This is a genomic window from Aeromonas sp. D3 (assembly GCF_027705025.1).
Taxonomy (GTDB): domain Bacteria; phylum Pseudomonadota; class Gammaproteobacteria; order Enterobacterales; family Aeromonadaceae; genus Aeromonas; species Aeromonas salmonicida.
This window is the reverse complement of sequence record NZ_JAPDBE010000004.1, coordinates 154,679-172,954: the sequence shown is the minus strand read 5'-3', so window position 1 is coordinate 172,954 and position 18,276 is coordinate 154,679. Positions and strand designations below refer to the sequence as shown.

Genomic DNA, 18,276 nt, shown 5'->3' with positions numbered 1-18,276 from the left:
AAACGGCGCCATCAAGGCGCCGTTTTTATATCCCAAGCCGGGTCTTGCCGCTTGCTCGAAGCCTGTGGCTCATGCGACAGGGCTAGTTTGACTGAGCCTGCTGCTGCAGCTGATCCAGCGCCTGCTGTTCTTGCGGACTGAGACCAAGCTGTTCGCAGGCCTGCTCGAAGCTGATCCCCAGATGGCACATCATGATATCGATAGCGGGCAGATAGTTTTTCATTTCGTCTTCCATGGTGATCCTCCAGACCCTTCCTTATGCCCTGACCTGGGCCGGCGGGCAATTAGACTTTAGGCGTAGACTGCTCATTTGCTGAGCTCCCCTGCCACTGGCCGAGGGAATTTGCTACTCTGCTGCCAGTCAGAAGATGTTGCCGTATGACTGCGAGCAACACGTGAGGAGCAGGGCATGTTATTGAGTTTCTTGATCATCGCATCGGGCTGGTGGCACATTCGTGCGGCCTACGGCTCAGACTCCCGTCAGTTCTATATCAGCAAGCCGCTGACCATGTTGTTCATCATAGCGCTGGCGTTTGGCTATCAGAGCGATGACCATGACGGCTCACACGCCTGGATCCTGCTCGGGCTCTGCCTGTCGCTGGCCGGTGACGTACTGCTGATGTTGCCAAGGGATCGCTTCATTCAGGGACTGGCGGCATTTTTTGTCGCACACCTCTGCTACATAGTCGGCTTTGCCCAGGGACCCCTGGTGTTGAACCTGGTGGATGGCCTCTTGCTGCTGCTGGTGGCAGGCATGGTGTTCGGCCTGCTGTGGGGCCGGTTGGGGGAGATGAAGATCCCCGTCTTCTGTTACATGCTGGTGATCATCGGCATGGCCTGGGTGGCCGCCGGTGCCTGGCACGCCTCCTTGACCGCGGGCAGTGCCGCCGCCCTGGTGGGGGCACTGATGTTCCTCTTTTCCGACAGCATGCTGGCGCTGGACAGGTTCCGGCGTCCCTTTCCTCACGCCACGGCCTGGATCATGAGCAGCTACTTCGCGGCCCAGTTTCTGATCGCAGCCTCCCTGGCGGGGTGAAGAAGAGCCGGTCTCTTTCGTCACTTGCACCTGATCCCTCAGGTTCGCTGACGGGCAGCTGATCACCAGCAAGAAAAATGGGCCTGTTGGCCCATTTTTTGTGTCTGTTTTTACGCCTCTGCTATGCCTCGAGTGGCTCGGCATCGGCCGCTCTGGGGGCTGGCTGCTTGAGCAGCAGCATCAGGGCGCTGGCAATGAGCAGGAAGATCCCCATCACGTAGAACACCTGGTTGTAAGCCATGATGGCAGCCTCGCGGCTGATGGTGTTCGACAGCATGGCCTGGGCCTGCTGTTGGGCCAGCTCGGGTCCCGAGCCCTGCGCCATCATGCTCCGGGCCAGCTGCAATAGGTAGCTCTGCCCCTCTATGCTGCTGGCGGCCAGGGTGCTGCTGATCTGGCTGACATGGACGCGGGTGTCGTTGTCGATCAGGGTCGCTATGATGGCGATGCCAAAGGCACCCCCCAGGTTGCGCAGCACGTTGAGCAGGGTCGAGGAGGAGGGGATCTCGTCGTGACTCAGGCTGGCTGTCGCCACCAGAGATAGCGGCACCATGATGAAGGGCTGGCCCAGCGCGCGCACTATCAGCGACTGGATAAGCTGGGGGCCGGCGTAGTCGGCACTCATGTTCATGTTCATGAAGCAGCTGATGGCAAATACCAGAAAACCGAAGCTCACCAGATAGCGCGGGTCTATCTTGTGGGTCAGCTTGGGCACCAGCGGCAACACCAGCAGTTGGGGCAGTCCCATCCACATCAGCACCTCACCGATTTCCAGCGCGTTGTAGTTGTGGATCTGCGCCATGTAGAGCGGTAGCACATAGATGGAGCCCATCAGCGCCATGCCGAGCACCAGATAGGCGAAGCAGGCCAGCGCGAAGCGCGGGTTGTGCAGCAGCCGCAGGTTGACCAGCGGATGGCGTCTGAGCAGCTGGCTGATGACGAAGAACACCAGGGCCACCACAGAGATGACGGTGAGCCGCACTATGAAGCTCGAGCCAAACCAGTCCTCTCTGTTGCCCTCTTCCAGCACCACTTCCAGCAGACCCAGACCCATCGCCATTGTGATGATGCCGATGAGATCCACCTGCTTGATCACGGTCCAGTCGACCGGCTTCTTGTCCAGACCATGGGCCAGCATGGCCATCACCAGCAGGCCGGGCGGTACGTTCAGATAGAAGATGTAGTGCCAGGAGAGCTGCTCCGTCAGCCAGCCACCCAGAGTCGGACCTATGGCGGGAGCGAAGGTGGCACAGAGGCCGAACAGTGCCATGCCGGTCGCTCGCTTGTGCAGTGGCAGCAGGCTGACAATGAGGGAGAAGGCCATGGGGATCAGTGCCCCGCCGGTGAAACCCTGCAGTGCCCGGAAGACGATCATGCTGGTGAGGTTCCAGCTGAACGAGCAGAGCACGGAGGCGACGATAAAGGCCCCCGTGGTCCACAACAGGTAACGACGCACGCTCAGACCCCGACTCAGCCAGCCGCTCAGGGGAATGGCGATCATCTCCGCCACCAGATAGGAGGTGGAGATCCAGGAGCTCTCGCTCAGGGTGGCCGACAGGGCCCCCTGAATATCCTTCAGGGAGGCGTTGGTGATCTGGATGTCGAGGATGGCCATGAAGGCGCCAATGAGGCCCCCCATGACGGCGATCCAGTTGCGACGTGGAATGGGTTCCATCAGTTGGCTGCCACCAGGGCGGCAGGATCACGGGTATCCACTATCACCTCGGTGGAGAGGCCCGGCAGCAGCTTGCCTGCCAGGGTACCCGGCTCGGGGATGCGGATCTTGACCGGTACCCGCTGCACTATCTTGGTGAAGTTGCCAGTGGCATTCTCCGGTGGCAGCAGGGCGAACCTGGCGCCGGTGGCGGGGGCCAGGCTGTCGATGATCCCCTCGACCGGTTGATCCGGATAGGCGTCAAGGATCACTTTGACCTTCTGGCCCGGTTGCATATGGTGCAGCTGGGTCTCCTTGAAATTGGCCTCGACCCACACCTGTTGCAGCGGCACCAGACTGGCGACCTGCATGCCGGACTGAACGTAGAGCCCTGCCCGCAGGCTGCGTTTTCCTATGATGCCGTCAGCCGGTGCGTGCAGCTCGGTGTAGCTCAGCTCCAGCCTGGCCTGTTCCAGCTGCGCCTCGCTCAATGCGAGCCTGGCCTGATTCTGCTTGGCCTCGGCATCCAGCACCAGCAGGCGTTCACGGGCGGCCTGCAGGGCGGCCCTGGCTTCCTGTTCCTGCGCCTGATTGACCTGCAGTCCGGCCCGCACTTCATCCAGGCTGTCTTGCGAGCTGTAATGGCGCTGGTTGAGCTGGCTGACCCTTTGCACCTGTTGTCTGGCACGCACCTGCTCGGCATTGGCGGAGGCGACCTTGGCCTCGGCCTGACGGATCAGGCTCAGTTGCTGGGTCCGGGTCGCGGCCAGATTCTCGGCGGTCGCCTGATTGAGGTGCAGGTCGGCCTCGGCCTCGGCCACCCTGGTCTTGTACTCCCGATCGTCCAGTCGGGCGATCAGCTGACCGGCCTTCACCGCCTGGTTGTCGGTGACCAGCACCTCACTGATGTAGCCGGGCAGCTTGGATCCGATCCCGGTCACTTCGCTCTGCAGGTAGGCGTTGTCGGTACTCTCGAAATAGCGGCCATGCAGATACCAGTAACCGGCGAACAGCAGGCCGAGCAGGGCCAGCACCATGGCGGCCAGCAGGGGGATTTTCTTGTGTTGGCTCATTTTGGGGATTCCTGAACTTAAGCAGCGCAGGCTAACACTGGTCAACTGTTTCGATTAGTATCCATTAATGAGATATACAGTTTCACTGGTGCAACAATGGATCTGAACGCTGCCTTGATCCTGGTGCGGATCGTCGACAAGGGTTCCTTTACTGGGGCTGCCCGGGATCTGGGCATGACCAAGGCGACCGTGAGTCGCCGTATCGCAGAGCTGGAGCAGCGCCTCGGCGTACGATTGCTTTACCGCTCAACCCGTCAGCTCACCCTGACCGAGGCCGGTGAGCAATACTATCTGCGCTGCAGCAAGGCAGTGGATGAGCTGGCTCAGGCCGAGCTGATGGTGAGCGCCAGCCAGCAGGAGGTGACCGGCATTCTCAAGCTGGCGGTACCCATCGAGACGGGGCAGCTGGTGGTGGGTCGGCTGGTGGCCAAATTTCTGCAAGTTTATCCGGGGCTGCAGGTTGAGCTGGAGCTGACCAATCGCATAGTGGATCCCATCAATGAGGGGCTGGATGCCATAGTGCGCATCGGCGACATGAGCGATTCCAACCTGGCGGCGCGGCGGCTGTGGAGCACTGAGCGGCTGCTGTGTGCCAGCCCGGATTATCTGGCCCGCAGTCCGGCCATCACTCATCCCGAGGATCTGGTGCGCCATGAAAGGGTGGCGGTGAGCAGCGGGTTTCTGGCTTCGCACTGGTGCTTCGAGCTGGATGGAAGAGAGGTGCTGGTTGACCCTCCCTCCCGCTTTAGGGTTAATAATATAACCTGTGCCAGAGAGGCCGCGAAGGCGGGGCTCGGGCTCGCCTCCCTGCCCGCCATGCTTTGCCATGAGGAGCTTGCCAGCGGCGCCCTGGTGCCCCTGCTGCCCGAGTGGCAGCAGCCCAAGGTGCCGATTTATCTGTTGTTCCCGGAGCGGCGGCTGATGCCGCGCAAGTTGCGGGCCTTTATCGATTTTATGGTGGCGCAGGGGGCCGATTACGGGATAGACAACTTGCTGTGACAGACAGGTCAGGGGAAGTCGTGGATCCTGGGATCCAGGTTCGATCCCGAGGATGGAAGAGGGGCATGGTGCCAGCTAGACATGGCATCAACAAGCGGTTGCAGGGGGAAGGCATGGATCAATGGATCAATCTTTATCGGGCTTCCCATTCGCTGGAGGCCCATGCCCTGAAAGGGGCACTGGAAGTGGAAGGGGTACTGGTGCGACTCAACGGCGAGGCCCTGTCGGGGGCGCTGGGCGAGCTGCCGGTGGATCTGTTGCAGGTGACCCTGATGGTGCGCGAGCAGGACCGCAGCAAGGCAGGACGGGTCATCGAACGTTATCAGCAGCGCCAGGGCAATGGCTGGCTCTGCGGTCAGTGCGGGGAGGAGAACGGCGCCAACTTTGAGGTCTGCTGGCGCTGTCATCACGATCCCCACGATAGTTAATCCCTCACCCTGCCTCAGCGCAGGGTGAAGTCGATATCATCTCCTGCGCTGGCGTCGTGATAGGTCGCCAGATCCAGCTCCTTCTCGCTGCGAGCAATCAGCACGGACACCAGAATATCGCCGGACACGTTGACCGTGGTACGCGCCATGTCGAGGATCCTGTCGATCCCGGCGATGAGGGCTACCCCTTCCAGCGGCAACCCTACCGCAGTGAGCGTCAGGGTCAGCAACATGAGCCCTGTGCCCGGTGTGCCTGCGGTACCGATACTGGCCAGGGTGGCGATGCTGATGATGGTCAGGTAATCCACCATGTGCAGATCCACGCCAAATGCCTGGGCCACGAACAGGGCTGTGACTCCCTGGTAGAGGGCGGTGCCGTCCATATTGATGGTGGCGCCGATGGGCAGTACCTTGGCGGTGATGGCGGGGGAGACCCCGAGCCGCTTCTCGGCGCAGGCCAGACTGATGGGCAGTGTACTGCTGCTGGAGCTGCTGGTGAAGGCCACGGCCTGGGCATCGACGATGCTCTTGAAGTAGTGCAGCGGGTTGAGCCGCGCCAGCAGGATGAGCAGGCTGCTATAGACGCCAAGCACATGGAGCAGGCAGCCGAGATAGACGGCGCCGATTACCTTGAGCAGCGGCAAGAGCAGACTCACCCCGTATTTACCCGTCATCCAGGCCATCAGGGCGCAGACGCCGTAGGGCGCCAGCGCCATGACCATCTGGGTCAGCTTGAACATTCCCTCTGCCAGCGAGGTAAAGAAGAGGATGGCGGGGCGACCGCGTCGGCCTGTGGCGTTGAGGGCGAGGGCGAGGGCGACCGCAAAAACGATCACCTGCAGTATCTTGCCATCCACCATGGCCTGCACAGGGTTGCGTGGTACCAGATGGCTCAACACGCTGGCCAGGGTTGGCTGTTCCGCCATACCGACCCGCTCATAGGGCCCCATGTTGGCGCCCATGCCGGGTTCCAGCAGCCAGCCCATCATCAGACCGATGCAGATGGCAATGGCGGTGGAAAAGAGATAGAGGCCTATAGCCTTGCTGCCGATCCGATCCAGGCTCTTGCCCTTGAGCAGGGAGGTCAGGCCGGCGATGACAGAACAGAAGATGAGTGGCACCATCAGCATCTGTATGGTGTTGACGAACAGGACGCCAAGGGGCTTGAGCTGCAACGCCTGTTCACTGAAGCCGAGTCCCAGCCCGATCCCCGTCAACATGCCGATCAGGGTCTTCAACCAGAGGGGACGGCGGGTCCAGATCCGCCAGGGCTTGAAAGCCAATCCATGGAACAGCATGACGCCAATGTCCTTATATTCTGTCTGCGATGGCAAAAAGGGGCGTTAGTGTAGCCATCCCCTTGTCAGGTTGCCACATTATCGACAAAGCGGTACTCACGACCAGCTTGCTATGAGGGAAATCGGCAATTTATTGGCCTATATCAAGGTCACCCCCTTCGGCGCAGGATTTAATAGGCATTAAATATGTTTATTAATGAGGTTTGCTATGACTCAATCGGTACACGGTCACGAGGTGATGGAGATGATGCTGGCACAAGGGGGGCAATTTACCCGTGCCAGCCTCAAGCAGGCGATCGATGCGCACTTCGGTGCCGATGCCCGTTTTCATACCTGCAGCGCGAGCGAGATGGATGCCGAGGCGCTGATCGCCTTCCTGGCACAGCGCGGCAAGTTCATCGAATCAGCGCAGGGTTTCCAGACCCACGCCGACAAGATCTGCAACCACGGTTGACCTTCACGGCGGGCACGTCCTTGGTGCTCGCCGAATCACTGTCCCTTTGTTAGTATTTCCTCCTGTTTTTCTCTGCCGAAGGCTTGGCCCGGGCATTGCCCTGGAATCGTATGGACACTTTCTCCGCTGCCGTCATGTTGTTTCTGATCATGGATCCGCTGGGTAACCTGCCGGTCTTCCTGTCGATCCTGCGTCATATCGATCCCAAGCGACGGCGCAAGGTGATGATGCGGGAGCTGTTGTTTTCGCTGGCCATCATGATGGCCTTCCTGTTTGCCGGTCAGCAGATCCTCAATTTCCTCAATTTGCGCCAGGAAGCGGTGAGTATCGCAGGCGGCATCATATTGTTTCTCATCGCCATCAAGATGATCTTCCCGAGCGAGGGTGGGGTGACCGGGCTGGCGGCGGGCGAGGAGCCCTTCCTGGTGCCCATGGCCATCCCCATGATTGCCGGTCCTTCCATTCTTGCCTCCCTGTTGTTGCTGGCAAACCAGGAGCCGACCCGGATGACGGATTGGTCGCTGGCGCTGTTGATGGCCTGGGGTGCCAGCGCTGTGATCCTGATGTTCTACGAGGTATTCAACAAGCTGCTGGGTGAGCGAGGACTCACAGCCGTGGAACGGTTGATGGGCATGCTGCTGGTGATGATTGCGGTGCAGATGCTGCTGGACGGTGTCCACCACTATCTGGCGGTGACGGGTCAGGGCTGACGGTCAGGCTCTCCCCTCGCCAACACTGATAATCAGGCCAGTCGTTGGCGGCGGTATCCGGCTCACTCATGATGAGGAAAGCTGGGCGTTCTCTTACTCGGTGCTGATAGTCAGGACGGCTCGGTTGCCGAGGGTTCCAGCTTGCTCATGATGAGGGCGAGCAGTGTCTCCCGTAACCAGCGGTGGCCCGGGTCCTCTTCGTGGCGCTGATGCCAGATGAGCAGGTGGGAGATGCTGTCGAGTGCAATGGGCAGCGGCAGCGGCACCAGCGGATAGACCTGGGTGGCGTGGCGTGCATAGAGCCTGGATAGGGTCACTATCATGTCCGAGTGCATGCCCATTCGCAGCGCGGCCTCGAACGAGGGCACGGTTGCCTCAATCCGGCGGTAGAGCTCCATCCCCGCCAGCTTGTGATCCAGCATCCAGCGATCCCGTCCCTCGCAATAGGTCTGCACATGGGGATAGGCCAGGTAGCGGGCGAGGTCCCATTCGGGTTCGTGCAGGGCAGGGTGATCGTGCTGCACCAGACAGGTGAGATCATCGATGGCGAGCAGCCGCTGGCAGATGGCGTTGGGCAGGGTATCGAGCCGAAAGTCCGAGCTGATGCAGTTCTCCCGCACCGTGAAGGCAATATCCACCTGACCCTGGCTCATCTCGGTCAGGCTGTTCTCGGTCCACTCCTCGTAGCGCAGCCGTATGCCCGGTGCCTGGCGTTTCAGCTCGCTCAAATAGAGCGGGGCAAACAGGGTGAAGGCGCTGTCCATGCTGGCGATCACAAACTCCCGCTCTGTGCTGGCTGGATCGAAATCCGGCGGCTGGATCAGGTTGTCCAGGGACAGCAGTATGGGTTGTAGTTGCTGTTGCAGCACCAGAGCGCGGGCCGTGGGTTCCAGCCCGTAGGCGGAGCGCACGAACAGGGGATCATCGAAGGTCTCCCGCAGGCGACCCAGGGCCTTGCTGACGGCAGACTGGCTCAGATGCAGGCGACGGGCGGCCCGGCTACCATTCCGCTCTTCCAGTAAAACTTGCAGGATAATCAATAGATTGAGGTCGATACGCCCCAGCTGTTCCAACAACATGATATGAATCCTTTTCAATTCTTAGATGAATTTATACCATTTGTTTTCATATCTTGGCGACCCTATGCTCGGTTCGTCTCTCGCCTTCATGGCGGCTGGTACAGGATGTAGCGGTTGAGGGGACAAGTAGCATCAATTCATACGGCGACCCTGGGTCGCCGTATTTTTTTGGTGATTTATTTGCAAACTTGCACCTGTCTTGATTTTGCCCAACAATCCTTGCGCCTTCTTTTGATACAAACAAAGCGTATCTATCAGTCAGGAGTATCCCGATGGGACTCGGTGGAATTCATATCTGGCATTTGTTGATCCTGCTCGTGGTGGTGGTCGTGGTGTTTGGCAGCAAACGCCTGGCCGGCGCCGGTGAGGATCTGGGCACCGCCATCAGGGATTTTCGTAACGCCTTGCGTGACGATGCCAATCATCCGAAATAAGTAGGAGTGGAAGTATGTCTGTAGACGAGAAAGTTGAATTGAACGAAACCTGCGACAGCTGCGGCTGTTTTGCCGAGATCGGCACCATCATTGGTGAAGGTGACGATCTGATGGAGCTGGTAATCGAAGCTGCAACAGAAGCCGATGCCCGCGCCAAGCTGGCGGCCTATGAGGCGCTGGCCAAGCAGGTGACTGCCGAGGCCATGATCAGCAGCGAGCTGAGCCAGGGTGCCAGCGGCGTGATCCTGAAGGCCCGGTTGCAATTCACCTGCACCGCCGAAAAGCTGATTTTCGAGCTGCGCGCCCGCTCTATCTGAGCCCGGTAGTGACACGGCGGGTTCGCCTGCCGTGTTGACCCTTCTGCTGTGGGTCTGCGTTCTATAGTTAGTTATCCCACAGACGGTTTGCCCGGCGGGAGTCGGCCAACAGAAGGCGTACACATGATGACGCGGCGAGATCTCTGCCGTGAATCCCACCTTCTATAACGACTTATCCTGCTGACCAACAGTCCGGTGCTACCTGGTCCACAGAAGGCGATTACATCATGATGCAGCGATGGATCTGGGGCCTGCTGGCCCTCTGCTGTCTTCCTCTGCTGGCGGCGGACCTCAAGCCACAGCGCTTGCCCCAGCCCGGGGATCTCGAACATATACTGCAAAAGAAAGAACTCAGGGCCCTGGTGGTCTATGAGCGGGGTTTCTTTTTTCTCGATAAAGGCGCCCAGCATGGCATTCTGGTCAATCAGCTGCAGGGTTTCGAGCGCTGGCTGAACCAGACCTACCTCGCCAGGGAGCAGATCAAGCTCAAGATCATCTACATACCGGTGCGCCAGGACAAGCTGCTGGACTACCTCACAGAGGGGCGTGGCGATCTGGTGGCGGCCAACATGACGGTGACCCCGACCCGGCGCGAGCAGGTGGCCTTCTCCAATCCGGTGATCACCCCCATCGAAGAGTGGATCGTGAGTCAGCACGCTCTGCCGACGTTCAACCGTATCACCCAGCTTTCCGGCCGGCGCGTCTGGGTGCGGGCCAGCTCCAGTTATTACGAGAGTCTGCGCCAGCTCAACTGGTTGTTTCGAGAGCTGGGGCTTCCCCCCATCTATATCGAGACTGTCCCCGAATATCTGCAGGATGTGGATCTGCTGGAGATGGTGGCGGCAGGTATTATCCCCCTCACAGTGACCGACAGCTTCAAGGGGCGCATCTGGCTTGGGATGATCAGCGGCCTCAGGGCCCACAAGCTGATCCCGCTGCGGGATAATGGCCGCAGTGCCTGGGCTCTGCGTAAAAACAGCCCCGAGCTGCTCAAGGCGGTCAACGGTTACCTGGCCGATACGGGCAAGCACTCCCTCTACAACGACATGACATTGCGCCAGTTGCTGGTGCGCAGCGACCAGATGAGCAATATTCTGGCGCCCGATCCCATGGGGCGGCTCTCGACCATCCGCAAGGTGCTTGAGCAGTATGCCGACAAGTATCAACTGGACTGGCTGATGCTGGCGGCACTGGCCTACAAGGAGTCTGGGCTCAATACCGGCGCGCGCTCGGTACGTGGGGCCGTGGGGATCATGCAGCTGTTGCCGAGTACCGGCAGCGAGGTGGGCATACGTGGCGCCAGGTTAGCCAGTCTGGAGGGCAATGTAGAGGCGGCTTGCCGCTATCTGCGGCTGATCCTGGACACCTATTTCAACGATCCTGCGCTGGATCAGCTCAATCGCCACCTGTTTGCACTGGCTGCCTATAATGCCGGACCGAACCGGGTACAGGCACTCAGGGCCAAGGCGCAAGCCGCCGGGCTGGATCCCAACGTCTGGTTTGGCAACGTGGAGCAGCTGGTGGCTAACGAGGTGGGGCAGGGCCCCATCAACTACGTCAGTACCATCTACAAGTACTATGTGGCCTATCGCTTCAGCCTGCCACAGCTGGAGGGCAAGGCGGCCGCCATCGAGGCGGCCCGGCCCTGATCACCCCACCGGTCAGGGGGATCTTTAGTGGGGCTGCTCGGGAGAAGAAAAGGGTTCCCAGCCCTGATCCCTGTGTTGCAGATACCAGGGTGTCAGCTGGCCGGTCGGGGAGGGATCCGGCTGGCTGGCTTGCGGTCGATAGCTGATGGCAGGGCGATCACTGAGTTCCATGGTAAATTCCTTTATCCACATTCCAACGAGGCCTGTAGCCAGCGTTATGCCATTCCTCCATGACAAGCAGATGACGCCATGATCCCGGGTGAGTTTGCACTGATCGACCAGCCCGAACTGGCACTCAAGGTGCGTTGCCAGCTGATCCGTAACGCCCGCAGCCGGATCCAGGCCCAGTACTACAGCTGGGAAGAGGACAGCAGCGGCAAGCTGTTGCTGTCCGAGTTGCTGCACGCAGCCCGGCGCGGGGTGCGGGTACAGCTGCTCATTGACGACCTTTATGCCGGTGACAACCGTTTTCTGGAGATAGTCGCGCGTCAGCCCGGCATAGAAGTGCGGCTGTTCAATCCGTTCTGGTTGCGGGGCTGGCGCCCGCTGACCCTGCTGCTGGAGGGGCTGCTCAGCTTTCGCCGCATCAATCACCGCATGCACAACAAGTTGCTGCTGGTGGATGGCAGCCAGGCAGTGATCGGTGGCCGCAACATAGGTGACCGCTATTTCGGGCTGGGCGGTACGCCCCGATTCGTCGATCTGGACCTCGCCTGCCGCGGCCCTGTCTGCCAGCAGGCAGAACAGGGCTTCGACCAATTCTGGCGCAGTCGCTGGAGTCACCCGATCCGCCGTCTGTTGCGCCGTCCCCTGCAGCGGGCCGAGGTGACAGTGGTGAACGACTTCCTGCTCACAATGACAGATCCGCACGTAGCTGCGGTCTACGACCTGCCTGCCAGTCTGTTCGAAGCCGATCCCGTCTCCCTGACCTGGCATCGGGGGCGGGCCGAGGTGTGGTTCGACCGACCCGGCAAGGGGCTGGTGTCGCGACCGACCACTGCGCCCCTGCTCTGGCGCAAGCTGGCTGACAACGCGGGCTCCCTGAAGTTGGTGAGTCCTTACCTGATCCTGACCCGAGGGTTGCGCCGTCGGCTCAGGCAGCAGCGCCAGGCTGGGGTGAATATCGAGATCCTCACCAACTCCCTGGCCAGTACGGATGTACCCCTGGTGTATGGTGCTTACCGGCGCCATCGTCCCTGGATGATCCGGCAGGGGATAGCGCTGTCCGAGCTGGAGGGGGATACCCTCAGCCTGCATGCCAAGTTGATCCTGATCGGGGACGGGGAGGCGCTGCTTGGCAGCTTCAATCTGGATCCTCGATCCCTGATGCTCAACACCGAATTGATGTTGCATCTCGAGTGCCCAGCGCTCTGCGCCGAGCTGCAGCAGTGGCTGACGCACTGGCAGCAGCTGTCTGCTCATTCAGTGGCTGCGCCTCACTCAACCCTGCGCCGGCTGTTGGCGAAGATGAGTGACTGGTTGCCCTTGCAGCGCTGGTTGTGAGCGTGTGCGAGATCTCGTAAAGCCTTGTGCGCCTTAGAGGATAACGTTTGCCATCCAAAGGCGATATTCTATCTTATCGTATTGTTTTTAATCAGATTGTTCTTGTGTAGGAATCCTGGTAGCGCACTGTCGCTTGCATGGCAGACTGAATAAAACGGTTTTTTATTTTATTTAAGTGCGTAATATTTCAATCGCAAGGACAAACACGGCGGCTCGCCCGTCGTGTGGAAAAAGGTCGTGAAGGGAACCGCCAGTTGGATCGCTCCAGCAGGCACCTGATTCGGATGGGTAGCGGAAACTCAAGAAACAGGGCAGAACCCGGCAGGACCGGACTCCAATATGGAACATGCTATTTGCGAGGGGGTGACATGGAAATGTCACCCCATTTTTTATGGCCAGACCCCAAGTTTGTGCCCATAAAAAGACCGCCGGTTGGCGGTCTCTGTGTGCTGTGGCGGGGCCTGTAACTCAGGCGATGCCCGCCAGCAACCGACTCCAGTTGCGCTTGCTGGCAACGAAGCCGTCGTGCAGGTTGCGATATTCCAGTTGCAGTTTCAGCTTGTCGTAGCGGGCAAGCGCCTTGCGTTTGCGCTGCTCCAGCAGGGATTTGCGGCTGGCATAGTAGAGCTGCAACTGCTGGCTCAGTTTGTCGTACTCCTCCTGCAGCAACGCCTGCCACAGCTCCCTGTCTTCGCGTTTGCGCAATTTGGCCTGGGCGCGCTTGAGTTGCATCTCAAGTCTTGCCTGTTCGATCCGCTCTTCCGGGCAGGACCTCAGATCCCGGGCCAGCCCGCACCAGGAGGCGCTGCGGATCAGCCACTTGGTGGGATCGAACTGCCACCAGCGGATGCCGTTACGGTAGTCGTTCTCGAACAGGTGGTGGAAGTTGTGATAACCCTCGCCGAAGGTGAAGAAGGCCAGGATGCCGTTGTCCCGTGCCGTGTTGCGGTCAGTAAATGGCTGACTGCCCCAGATGTGGGCCAGGGAGTTGATGAAGAAGGTGGTGTGGTGGGTCATCACCATGCGCAGCACCCCTGCCAGCAGCAGCATGCCGAGCAGATCGTCGTGGACAAGCCCCAGCAGCAGCGGAATGCCCAGATTGGTGGCCAGGGTCAGCGCCAGATAGTGCTTGTGTTGGAAGGCAACGATGGGGTTGTTCTGCAGATCCCGCACGTTGCTGTAATCGTTATAGATCTCGCGTTGGTACTCGCGCAGCATCCAGCCAATGTGGGAATACCAGAAGCCGCGACCCGCGCTGTAGGGATCCTTCAGGTTGTCATCCACATGGCGATGGTGACGGCGATGGTCGGAAGACCAGTGCAGGGCCGAGTTCTGCAGGGCGAGGGCGCCGCCGATGGCGAAGATCCACTGCAGGATCCGGTGGGCCTTGTAGGCCTTGTGCGACCAGAGGCGGTGATAACCGGCTGTGATGGAGATGCCGCTGTAACAGAACAGCAGCAGGAAGCAGCTCCATTGCCAGAGGTCATAGCCATGGGTCATACCGTACCAGGGCACGGCGATCAGTGCGGTCAGCCCGGAGAGGGCAAACAGCAGGGTGTTGGTCATGATGATAGGTGGGCGTTCCATCTCACTCGGTTCCTTTCAGCGAACAGCTGTGCGCCATTCTCCATGTAGCAAGAATTCGGGTCAATGGTAAAAAAGTAGGAGACAAACCTGATCCTGGCTCGGCCTTCGGGTTATCATTTGGCCTCGATAACCTGAAGGTGACTGTTTTCGTGGGTATTCGCGCGCAACAAAAAGAAAAAACCCGGCGTACTCTGATCGATGCGGCGTTCAGCCAACTGTGCGCCAATCGCAGTTTTTCCAACCTCAGTTTGCGGGAAGTGGCTCGGGAGGCCGGCATAGCACCGACCTCCTTCTATCGCCATTTTCGCGACATGGAGGAGCTGGGCCTGACGCTGGTGGATGAAGGGGGCCTGACCCTGCGCCAGTTGATGCGTCAGGCTCGCCAGCGCATTGCGGGTGGTGGCAGTGTCATCAGCACCTCGGTGCAGACTTTCATGGAATTCGTCGAGAACAACCCGAATATCTTCCGGCTGCTGCTGCGCGAGCGTTCCGGTACCTCGGCTGCATTTCGTCAGGCGGTGGCACGGGAGATCCAGCACTTCATCGCCGAGCTGACCGACTACCTTGAAGCGACCTCGGGGGCTCCGCGGGAGGAGGCCTACATCCAGGCCGAGGCCATGGTGACCATCGTCTTCAGCGCCGGTGCCGATGCGCTCGACATGACGAGCGAGGAGTGTCGGGCCCTGTCAGATCGCACCATACGCCAGCTGCGCATGATCGCCATGGGCGCCGAAGTTCAGAACCAGAAGCGCCGTGAACCTCTTTCTTAAGTCAACAGGATGGACAGCTCCATGCATGACCAGAATCTGATCCCGAAGAAACCCCTGCTGCTGGCCCTGCTCGTTGGTATTTGTGGCGATGCTTCCTTGTCGGCCCTGATCGAGCCTGCGGTGCCCTTCTCCTTCTTTCCCATGATTGCCCTGGTGCTGGCGGCTTATCAGCTTTATCAGCACTACCGCCATGTCTCGCTGGAGGGCAATACCCCGGTTTGCATGCTGCTCTGCTTCTTCATCGGCGGGTTCGGGCATGCGGCGCTGGTCAAGGTGCAGTATCCCGAGCTTGGCAGCAATTTCTTCTCGCTCATCATGATGCTGTTGCTGCTCGCCGTGTTGTCGATCAAGCTGGGTATCAGTGTGGGGAAAAAAGAGAAGGAGTGACCAGCACTCCTTCCTGAACCATGACAGTGCCGGCATCAGTCGGCGCTGTTGATATCTGTGCCATGCTGTTTGGCTTCTATGATGGCTTTGAGTCGGGCGCGGATATCAGCCATGCCGAAGACGCCGAACACCAGTATCAGTATTACTTCGAGCCGGGTGACCACGAAGTAGGGTTTGCAGGCAGACTTGACCATGCTGGCCTGCACCAGGTGGACCAGGGCGATGAGCAGGCCGCATATCGGCAAAAGATCATTCAGCTTGCCGGGTAGCGGAGCCACCAGACTGACCAGCACGCCGAACCAGAAGAACAGGGTCAGCCCCATCGCCAACAGATTAAACATCCGCTTCATTGCTCACCTCCCGCAGATAGAGTTGATAGCAGACTTGACCGGCCTGCTTGTTCTTGAGCAGTTGCCAGCTGGCGGGCAACGTCAGGTCGGCCATCTCTTTCTCCCGCTCCAGATAGATCAGAGCATCCGGTGCCAGCCAGCCGTGCTGTTCCAGCAGATCGCACACCCGGGGCAGCAGCTCGCGCCGAAACGGCGGATCCAGGAACACCAGGTCGAACGGGGTGGCCGGGCCTTGCAGCCAACTGACGGCATCAGACTGGATCACCAGGCCCTTGCTGCTGCCAAGGGCGGTCAGGTTCTTTCTGATCTGGTCGGCGGCACCTTTGTCCATCTCGACCAGAGTGACCTGCTCGGCATAGCGCGACAGCGCCTCCAGCCCCAGGCCGCCGCTGCCGGCAAACAGATCGAGACAGCGAACGCCACGCACATGGGGAGCCAGCCAGTTGAAGATGGTCTCCTTGACGCGATCCGTGGTGGGCCTGAGCCCTTCCACATCCTTGACCGGCAATTTGCGGCCCTTCCACTGGCCGCTGATGATTCTTACAAAGCCCGATTTCCCCTGCGGGGCCGGGCTCTTGTTCGGGATGTTACGGCTGGGTTTCACTCTGGGCATCGCGTTTCGTCGTCAGAAAATAAAGTGGTAGTATAAGGCGGTTCATTTTTATGCCGACCCGCCGAGGGACGGCTATCTTAGCAGTCAGCCAACGAAGTGAGTATTTTTTAGATGGCAAAAGGTTTGTTTTCCTGGCTGGGTTTCGGCCGCAAGAAAGAAGAGGCTGAGGCTGTCCAACCACAGACACCCCAAGCCACCCCTGTTACCACTGAGCCTGAGGTCACTGCTTCCCCCGCTCCCGTTTCTGATACTACGCCGGTCGTGGTGCATGAATTGCCGGCCAGTGCACAAAATGATGCCCTGCATGCTGGCGCTCCACTTCATGATGACGATTGCCCTCCCACTGAGCTGGACGTGGCTCCGCTGGTCGTGGAGGAGTGTGCCTCCGAACTGGAACCCGTCATCGTCAACGAATTGCTGATCGAGCAAGCGCGCGTTGAGGCACAGGCTGTCGAGACCGCTCGTGTTGCTGCCGAGGCGCAAGCCGCAGAAGCGGCCCGTGTTGCTGCCGAAGCACAGGCTGCAGAAGCGGCCCGTGTTGCTGCCGAAGTGCAGGCTGCCGAAGTGGCCCGTGTTGCTGCCGAGGCGCAGGCTGCAGAAGCGGCCCGTGTTGCTGCCGAAGCGGCTCGTATTGCCGCCGAGGCGCAAGCCGCAGAAGCGGCTCGTGTTGCTGCCGAAGCGCAAGTCGCTGAAGCGGCTCGTGTTGCCGCCGAAGCGCAAGCCGCAGAAGCGGCTCGTGTTGCTGCCGAAGCGCAGGCCGCCGAAGCGGCTCGTCTTGCTGCCGAAGCACAGGCCGCAGAAGCTGCTCGTGTTGCTGCCGAAGCGGCTCGTATTGCCGCCGAAGCCCAGGCCGCCGAAGAGGCTCGTATCGCCAAAGATGCCCAGAGAGCGGAAGCTCTTCGCCTGGTTGCCGAGATGGAGGCTGAAGCCGCCGCACTGGCTGCCTTGCCGCTGGCTGCCAAGGTGGATGATGACACTCAGGACAAGCCGCAGCGGGAGGGTTTCTTTGCCCGTCTCAAGCGCAGTCTGGTGCGTACCAAAGAGAATATCGGTTCCGGTTTCTTCGGTCTGTTCAGTGGCAAGAAGATCGATGACGATCTGTTTGAGGAGCTGGAAACCCAGCTGCTGACCGCCGATCTGGGGGTCGATACCACCCGTCGCATCATAGATGGCCTGGTGCAGCATGCGGATCGCAAGCAACTCAAGGATGCCGAGGCACTCTACGGCCTGCTCAAGCAGGACATGGGCGCCATGCTGGCCCAGGTCGAGCAGCCGCTGGTGATCGACACCAGCAAGAAGCCCTATGTGATCCTGATGGTCGGGGTGAACGGTGTCGGCAAGACCACCACCATCGGCAAGCTGGCCAAGCAGTTCCAGGCCGAAGGCAAGAGCGTCATGCTGGCCGCTGGCGATACCTTCCGTGCCGCTGCCGTCGAGCAGCTGCAGGTATGGGGTCAGCGCAACAACATACCCGTGATCGCCCAGCATACCGGTGCCGATTCTGCCTCCGTCATCTATGACGCCATTGAGGCTGCCCGTTCCCGCGGTGCCGACGTGCTGATCGCCGATACTGCCGGTCGCCTGCAGAACAAGAGCAATCTGATGGAAGAGCTCAAGAAAGTGGTGCGGGTGATGAAGAAGCTGGATGAAGAAGCACCTCACGAGATCATGCTGACGCTGGATGCAGGCACCGGTCAGAACGCCCTGAGCCAGGCCAAGCTGTTCAGCGAAGCCGTGGGTCTGGACGGTATCGTCCTCACCAAGCTGGATGGCACCGCCAAGGGCGGCGTCATTTTCGCGGTGGCCGACAAGTTCCAGATCCCGATCCGTTATATCGGGGTGGGCGAGGGGATCGACGATCTGCGCCCCTTCGTCGCCAACGACTTTATCGAGGCACTCTTCAGTCGCGAGGAGTAAGCGCCACATGCCCCGACT

General features: G+C 59.9%; 21 protein-coding genes. 12 read left to right on the top strand and 9 right to left on the bottom strand.

The window, feature by feature from the left end; all coding sequences use genetic code 11:
* Positions 1–82: 82 nt before the first annotated feature.
* Complete coding sequence (locus tag OKC28_RS04670; protein WP_005316486.1) at positions 83–235, bottom strand: hypothetical protein; 153 nt, start codon at positions 233–235, stop codon at positions 83–85.
* A 174-nt stretch (positions 236–409) separates the two neighbouring features.
* Here OKC28_RS04670 and OKC28_RS04665 point away from each other — a divergent pair, with 174 nt between their 5' ends.
* Complete coding sequence (locus tag OKC28_RS04665) at positions 410–1,036, top strand: lysoplasmalogenase (RefSeq protein WP_005316484.1); 627 nt, start codon at positions 410–412, stop codon at positions 1,034–1,036.
* A gap of 121 nt (positions 1,037–1,157) precedes the next feature.
* On the opposite strand, the gene OKC28_RS04660 is transcribed toward OKC28_RS04665, so the two are convergent.
* Together OKC28_RS04660 and OKC28_RS04655 are read right to left on the bottom strand one after the other, a co-directional pair.
* A complete protein-coding gene (locus tag OKC28_RS04660) occupies positions 1,158–2,711 on the bottom strand; it encodes a DHA2 family efflux MFS transporter permease subunit (protein ID WP_021140163.1) in 1,554 nt (517 codons plus the stop codon).
* Entirely contained in the window at positions 2,711–3,763 is a 1,053-nt protein-coding gene (locus OKC28_RS04655) for an HlyD family secretion protein (protein ID WP_270687772.1), read from the bottom strand. Before OKC28_RS04655 ends, OKC28_RS04660 begins: the two co-directional genes overlap by 1 nt.
* Before the next feature lie 96 nt (positions 3,764–3,859).
* On the opposite strand from OKC28_RS04655, the gene OKC28_RS04650 reads away from it, so the two are divergent.
* Together OKC28_RS04650 and OKC28_RS04645 are read left to right on the top strand one after the other, a co-directional pair.
* Entirely contained in the window at positions 3,860–4,762 is a 903-nt protein-coding gene (locus OKC28_RS04650; RefSeq protein ID WP_125597258.1) for a LysR family transcriptional regulator, read from the top strand.
* Positions 4,763–4,875: 113 nt separating this feature from the next.
* A complete protein-coding gene (locus OKC28_RS04645) occupies positions 4,876–5,190 on the top strand; it encodes a putative signal transducing protein (protein WP_042467471.1) in 315 nt (104 codons plus the stop codon).
* 14 nt (positions 5,191–5,204) lie between these two features.
* Here OKC28_RS04645 and OKC28_RS04640 read toward each other — a convergent pair whose 3' ends face one another.
* Positions 5,205–6,488 carry a dicarboxylate/amino acid:cation symporter gene (locus tag OKC28_RS04640; RefSeq protein ID WP_017412345.1) on the bottom strand — a complete coding sequence of 428 codons (1,284 nt, stop codon included), beginning with the start codon at positions 6,486–6,488 and terminating at the stop codon, positions 5,205–5,207.
* A gap of 208 nt (positions 6,489–6,696) precedes the next feature.
* Here OKC28_RS04640 and OKC28_RS04635 point away from each other — a divergent pair, with 208 nt between their 5' ends.
* Entirely contained in the window at positions 6,697–6,942 is a 246-nt protein-coding gene (locus OKC28_RS04635) for a YecH family metal-binding protein (RefSeq protein ID WP_270687768.1), read from the top strand.
* 110 nt (positions 6,943–7,052) lie between these two features.
* Positions 7,053–7,652, top strand: coding sequence for a YhgN family NAAT transporter (locus OKC28_RS04630; RefSeq protein ID WP_005316467.1), 600 nt, complete (start codon positions 7,053–7,055; stop codon positions 7,650–7,652).
* 110 nt (positions 7,653–7,762) lie between these two features.
* Here the strand turns inward: OKC28_RS04630 and OKC28_RS04625 are convergent, their stop codons facing one another.
* Positions 7,763–8,731, bottom strand: coding sequence for a LysR substrate-binding domain-containing protein (locus OKC28_RS04625; protein ID WP_270687765.1), 969 nt, complete (start codon positions 8,729–8,731; stop codon positions 7,763–7,765).
* Positions 8,732–9,003: 272 nt separating this feature from the next.
* Here OKC28_RS04625 and tatA point away from each other — a divergent pair, with 272 nt between their 5' ends.
* From tatA to OKC28_RS04610, 3 genes are all read left to right on the top strand, one after another.
* Positions 9,004–9,165 (top strand): twin-arginine translocase TatA/TatE family subunit, encoded by a 162-nt coding sequence (tatA, locus tag OKC28_RS04620; protein WP_005316461.1) that lies wholly within the window; start codon positions 9,004–9,006, stop codon positions 9,163–9,165.
* 14 nt (positions 9,166–9,179) lie between these two features.
* Complete coding sequence (locus tag OKC28_RS04615; RefSeq protein WP_005316458.1) at positions 9,180–9,482, top strand: YfcZ/YiiS family protein; 303 nt, start codon at positions 9,180–9,182, stop codon at positions 9,480–9,482.
* A 227-nt stretch (positions 9,483–9,709) separates the two neighbouring features.
* Complete coding sequence (locus tag OKC28_RS04610; protein WP_159165169.1) at positions 9,710–11,131, top strand: lytic transglycosylase F; 1,422 nt, start codon at positions 9,710–9,712, stop codon at positions 11,129–11,131.
* 24 nt (positions 11,132–11,155) lie between these two features.
* Here OKC28_RS04610 and OKC28_RS04605 read toward each other — a convergent pair whose 3' ends face one another.
* Positions 11,156–11,302, bottom strand: a complete 147-nt coding sequence (locus OKC28_RS04605; RefSeq protein WP_005316451.1) for a hypothetical protein — start codon at positions 11,300–11,302, stop codon at positions 11,156–11,158.
* A gap of 78 nt (positions 11,303–11,380) precedes the next feature.
* On the opposite strand from OKC28_RS04605, the gene OKC28_RS04600 reads away from it, so the two are divergent.
* Positions 11,381–12,634 carry a phospholipase D family protein gene (locus tag OKC28_RS04600; protein WP_270687759.1) on the top strand — a complete coding sequence of 418 codons (1,254 nt, stop codon included), beginning with the start codon at positions 11,381–11,383 and terminating at the stop codon, positions 12,632–12,634.
* A 468-nt stretch (positions 12,635–13,102) separates the two neighbouring features.
* On the opposite strand, the gene OKC28_RS04595 is transcribed toward OKC28_RS04600, so the two are convergent.
* Positions 13,103–14,221, bottom strand: coding sequence for an acyl-CoA desaturase (locus OKC28_RS04595; RefSeq protein WP_270687757.1), 1,119 nt, complete (start codon positions 14,219–14,221; stop codon positions 13,103–13,105).
* A gap of 149 nt (positions 14,222–14,370) precedes the next feature.
* Between OKC28_RS04595 and fabR the strand changes: the two genes are divergently transcribed.
* The gene (gene fabR / locus OKC28_RS04590; RefSeq protein ID WP_005316443.1) at positions 14,371–14,991 is read left to right on the top strand and encodes an HTH-type transcriptional repressor FabR; all 621 of its coding nucleotides are present in this window, start codon (positions 14,371–14,373) and stop codon (positions 14,989–14,991) included.
* 21 nt (positions 14,992–15,012) lie between these two features.
* Positions 15,013–15,378 (top strand): YijD family membrane protein, encoded by a 366-nt coding sequence (locus OKC28_RS04585; RefSeq protein ID WP_021140174.1) that lies wholly within the window; start codon positions 15,013–15,015, stop codon positions 15,376–15,378.
* Positions 15,379–15,413: 35 nt separating this feature from the next.
* Here OKC28_RS04585 and OKC28_RS04580 read toward each other — a convergent pair whose 3' ends face one another.
* The gene (locus OKC28_RS04580) at positions 15,414–15,728 is read right to left on the bottom strand and encodes a DUF1145 domain-containing protein (RefSeq protein ID WP_125608572.1); all 315 of its coding nucleotides are present in this window, start codon (positions 15,726–15,728) and stop codon (positions 15,414–15,416) included.
* Positions 15,712–16,341, bottom strand: coding sequence for a 16S rRNA (guanine(966)-N(2))-methyltransferase RsmD (gene rsmD / locus OKC28_RS04575; protein WP_270687753.1), 630 nt, complete (start codon positions 16,339–16,341; stop codon positions 15,712–15,714). The genes OKC28_RS04580 and rsmD overlap by 17 nt, the downstream gene beginning before the upstream one ends.
* 111 nt (positions 16,342–16,452) lie before the next feature.
* Here rsmD and ftsY point away from each other — a divergent pair, with 111 nt between their 5' ends.
* Positions 16,453–18,258 (top strand): signal recognition particle-docking protein FtsY, encoded by a 1,806-nt coding sequence (gene ftsY, locus OKC28_RS04570; RefSeq protein WP_270687751.1) that lies wholly within the window; start codon positions 16,453–16,455, stop codon positions 18,256–18,258.
* Positions 18,259–18,276: the final 18 nt, after the last annotated feature.

What these genes read in the sequence shown, in the direction of transcription:
- OKC28_RS04670 (WP_005316486.1), bottom strand. Translation starts at nt 235, where the DNA reads ATGGAAGACGAAATGAAAAACTATCTGCCCGCTATCGATATCATGATG.
- OKC28_RS04665 (WP_005316484.1), top strand. Translation starts at nt 410, where the DNA reads ATGTTATTGAGTTTCTTGATCATCGCATCGGGCTGGTGGCACATTCGT.
- OKC28_RS04660 (WP_021140163.1), bottom strand. Translation starts at nt 2,711, where the DNA reads ATGGAACCCATTCCACGTCGCAACTGGATCGCCGTCATGGGGGGCCTC.
- OKC28_RS04655 (WP_270687772.1), bottom strand. Translation starts at nt 3,763, where the DNA reads ATGAGCCAACACAAGAAAATCCCCCTGCTGGCCGCCATGGTGCTGGCC.
- OKC28_RS04650 (WP_125597258.1), top strand. Translation starts at nt 3,860, where the DNA reads ATGGATCTGAACGCTGCCTTGATCCTGGTGCGGATCGTCGACAAGGGT.
- OKC28_RS04645 (WP_042467471.1), top strand. Translation starts at nt 4,876, where the DNA reads ATGGATCAATGGATCAATCTTTATCGGGCTTCCCATTCGCTGGAGGCC.
- OKC28_RS04640 (WP_017412345.1), bottom strand. Translation starts at nt 6,488, where the DNA reads ATGCTGTTCCATGGATTGGCTTTCAAGCCCTGGCGGATCTGGACCCGC.
- OKC28_RS04635 (WP_270687768.1), top strand. Translation starts at nt 6,697, where the DNA reads ATGACTCAATCGGTACACGGTCACGAGGTGATGGAGATGATGCTGGCA.
- OKC28_RS04630 (WP_005316467.1), top strand. Translation starts at nt 7,053, where the DNA reads ATGGACACTTTCTCCGCTGCCGTCATGTTGTTTCTGATCATGGATCCG.
- OKC28_RS04625 (WP_270687765.1), bottom strand. Translation starts at nt 8,731, where the DNA reads ATGTTGTTGGAACAGCTGGGGCGTATCGACCTCAATCTATTGATTATC.
- tatA (WP_005316461.1), top strand. Translation starts at nt 9,004, where the DNA reads ATGGGACTCGGTGGAATTCATATCTGGCATTTGTTGATCCTGCTCGTG.
- OKC28_RS04615 (WP_005316458.1), top strand. Translation starts at nt 9,180, where the DNA reads ATGTCTGTAGACGAGAAAGTTGAATTGAACGAAACCTGCGACAGCTGC.
- OKC28_RS04610 (WP_159165169.1), top strand. Translation starts at nt 9,710, where the DNA reads ATGATGCAGCGATGGATCTGGGGCCTGCTGGCCCTCTGCTGTCTTCCT.
- OKC28_RS04605 (WP_005316451.1), bottom strand. Translation starts at nt 11,302, where the DNA reads ATGGAACTCAGTGATCGCCCTGCCATCAGCTATCGACCGCAAGCCAGC.
- OKC28_RS04600 (WP_270687759.1), top strand. Translation starts at nt 11,381, where the DNA reads ATGATCCCGGGTGAGTTTGCACTGATCGACCAGCCCGAACTGGCACTC.
- OKC28_RS04595 (WP_270687757.1), bottom strand. Translation starts at nt 14,221, where the DNA reads ATGGAACGCCCACCTATCATCATGACCAACACCCTGCTGTTTGCCCTC.
- OKC28_RS04585 (WP_021140174.1), top strand. Translation starts at nt 15,013, where the DNA reads ATGCATGACCAGAATCTGATCCCGAAGAAACCCCTGCTGCTGGCCCTG.
- OKC28_RS04580 (WP_125608572.1), bottom strand. Translation starts at nt 15,728, where the DNA reads ATGAAGCGGATGTTTAATCTGTTGGCGATGGGGCTGACCCTGTTCTTC.
- rsmD (WP_270687753.1), bottom strand. Translation starts at nt 16,341, where the DNA reads ATGCCCAGAGTGAAACCCAGCCGTAACATCCCGAACAAGAGCCCGGCC.
- ftsY (WP_270687751.1), top strand. Translation starts at nt 16,453, where the DNA reads ATGGCAAAAGGTTTGTTTTCCTGGCTGGGTTTCGGCCGCAAGAAAGAA.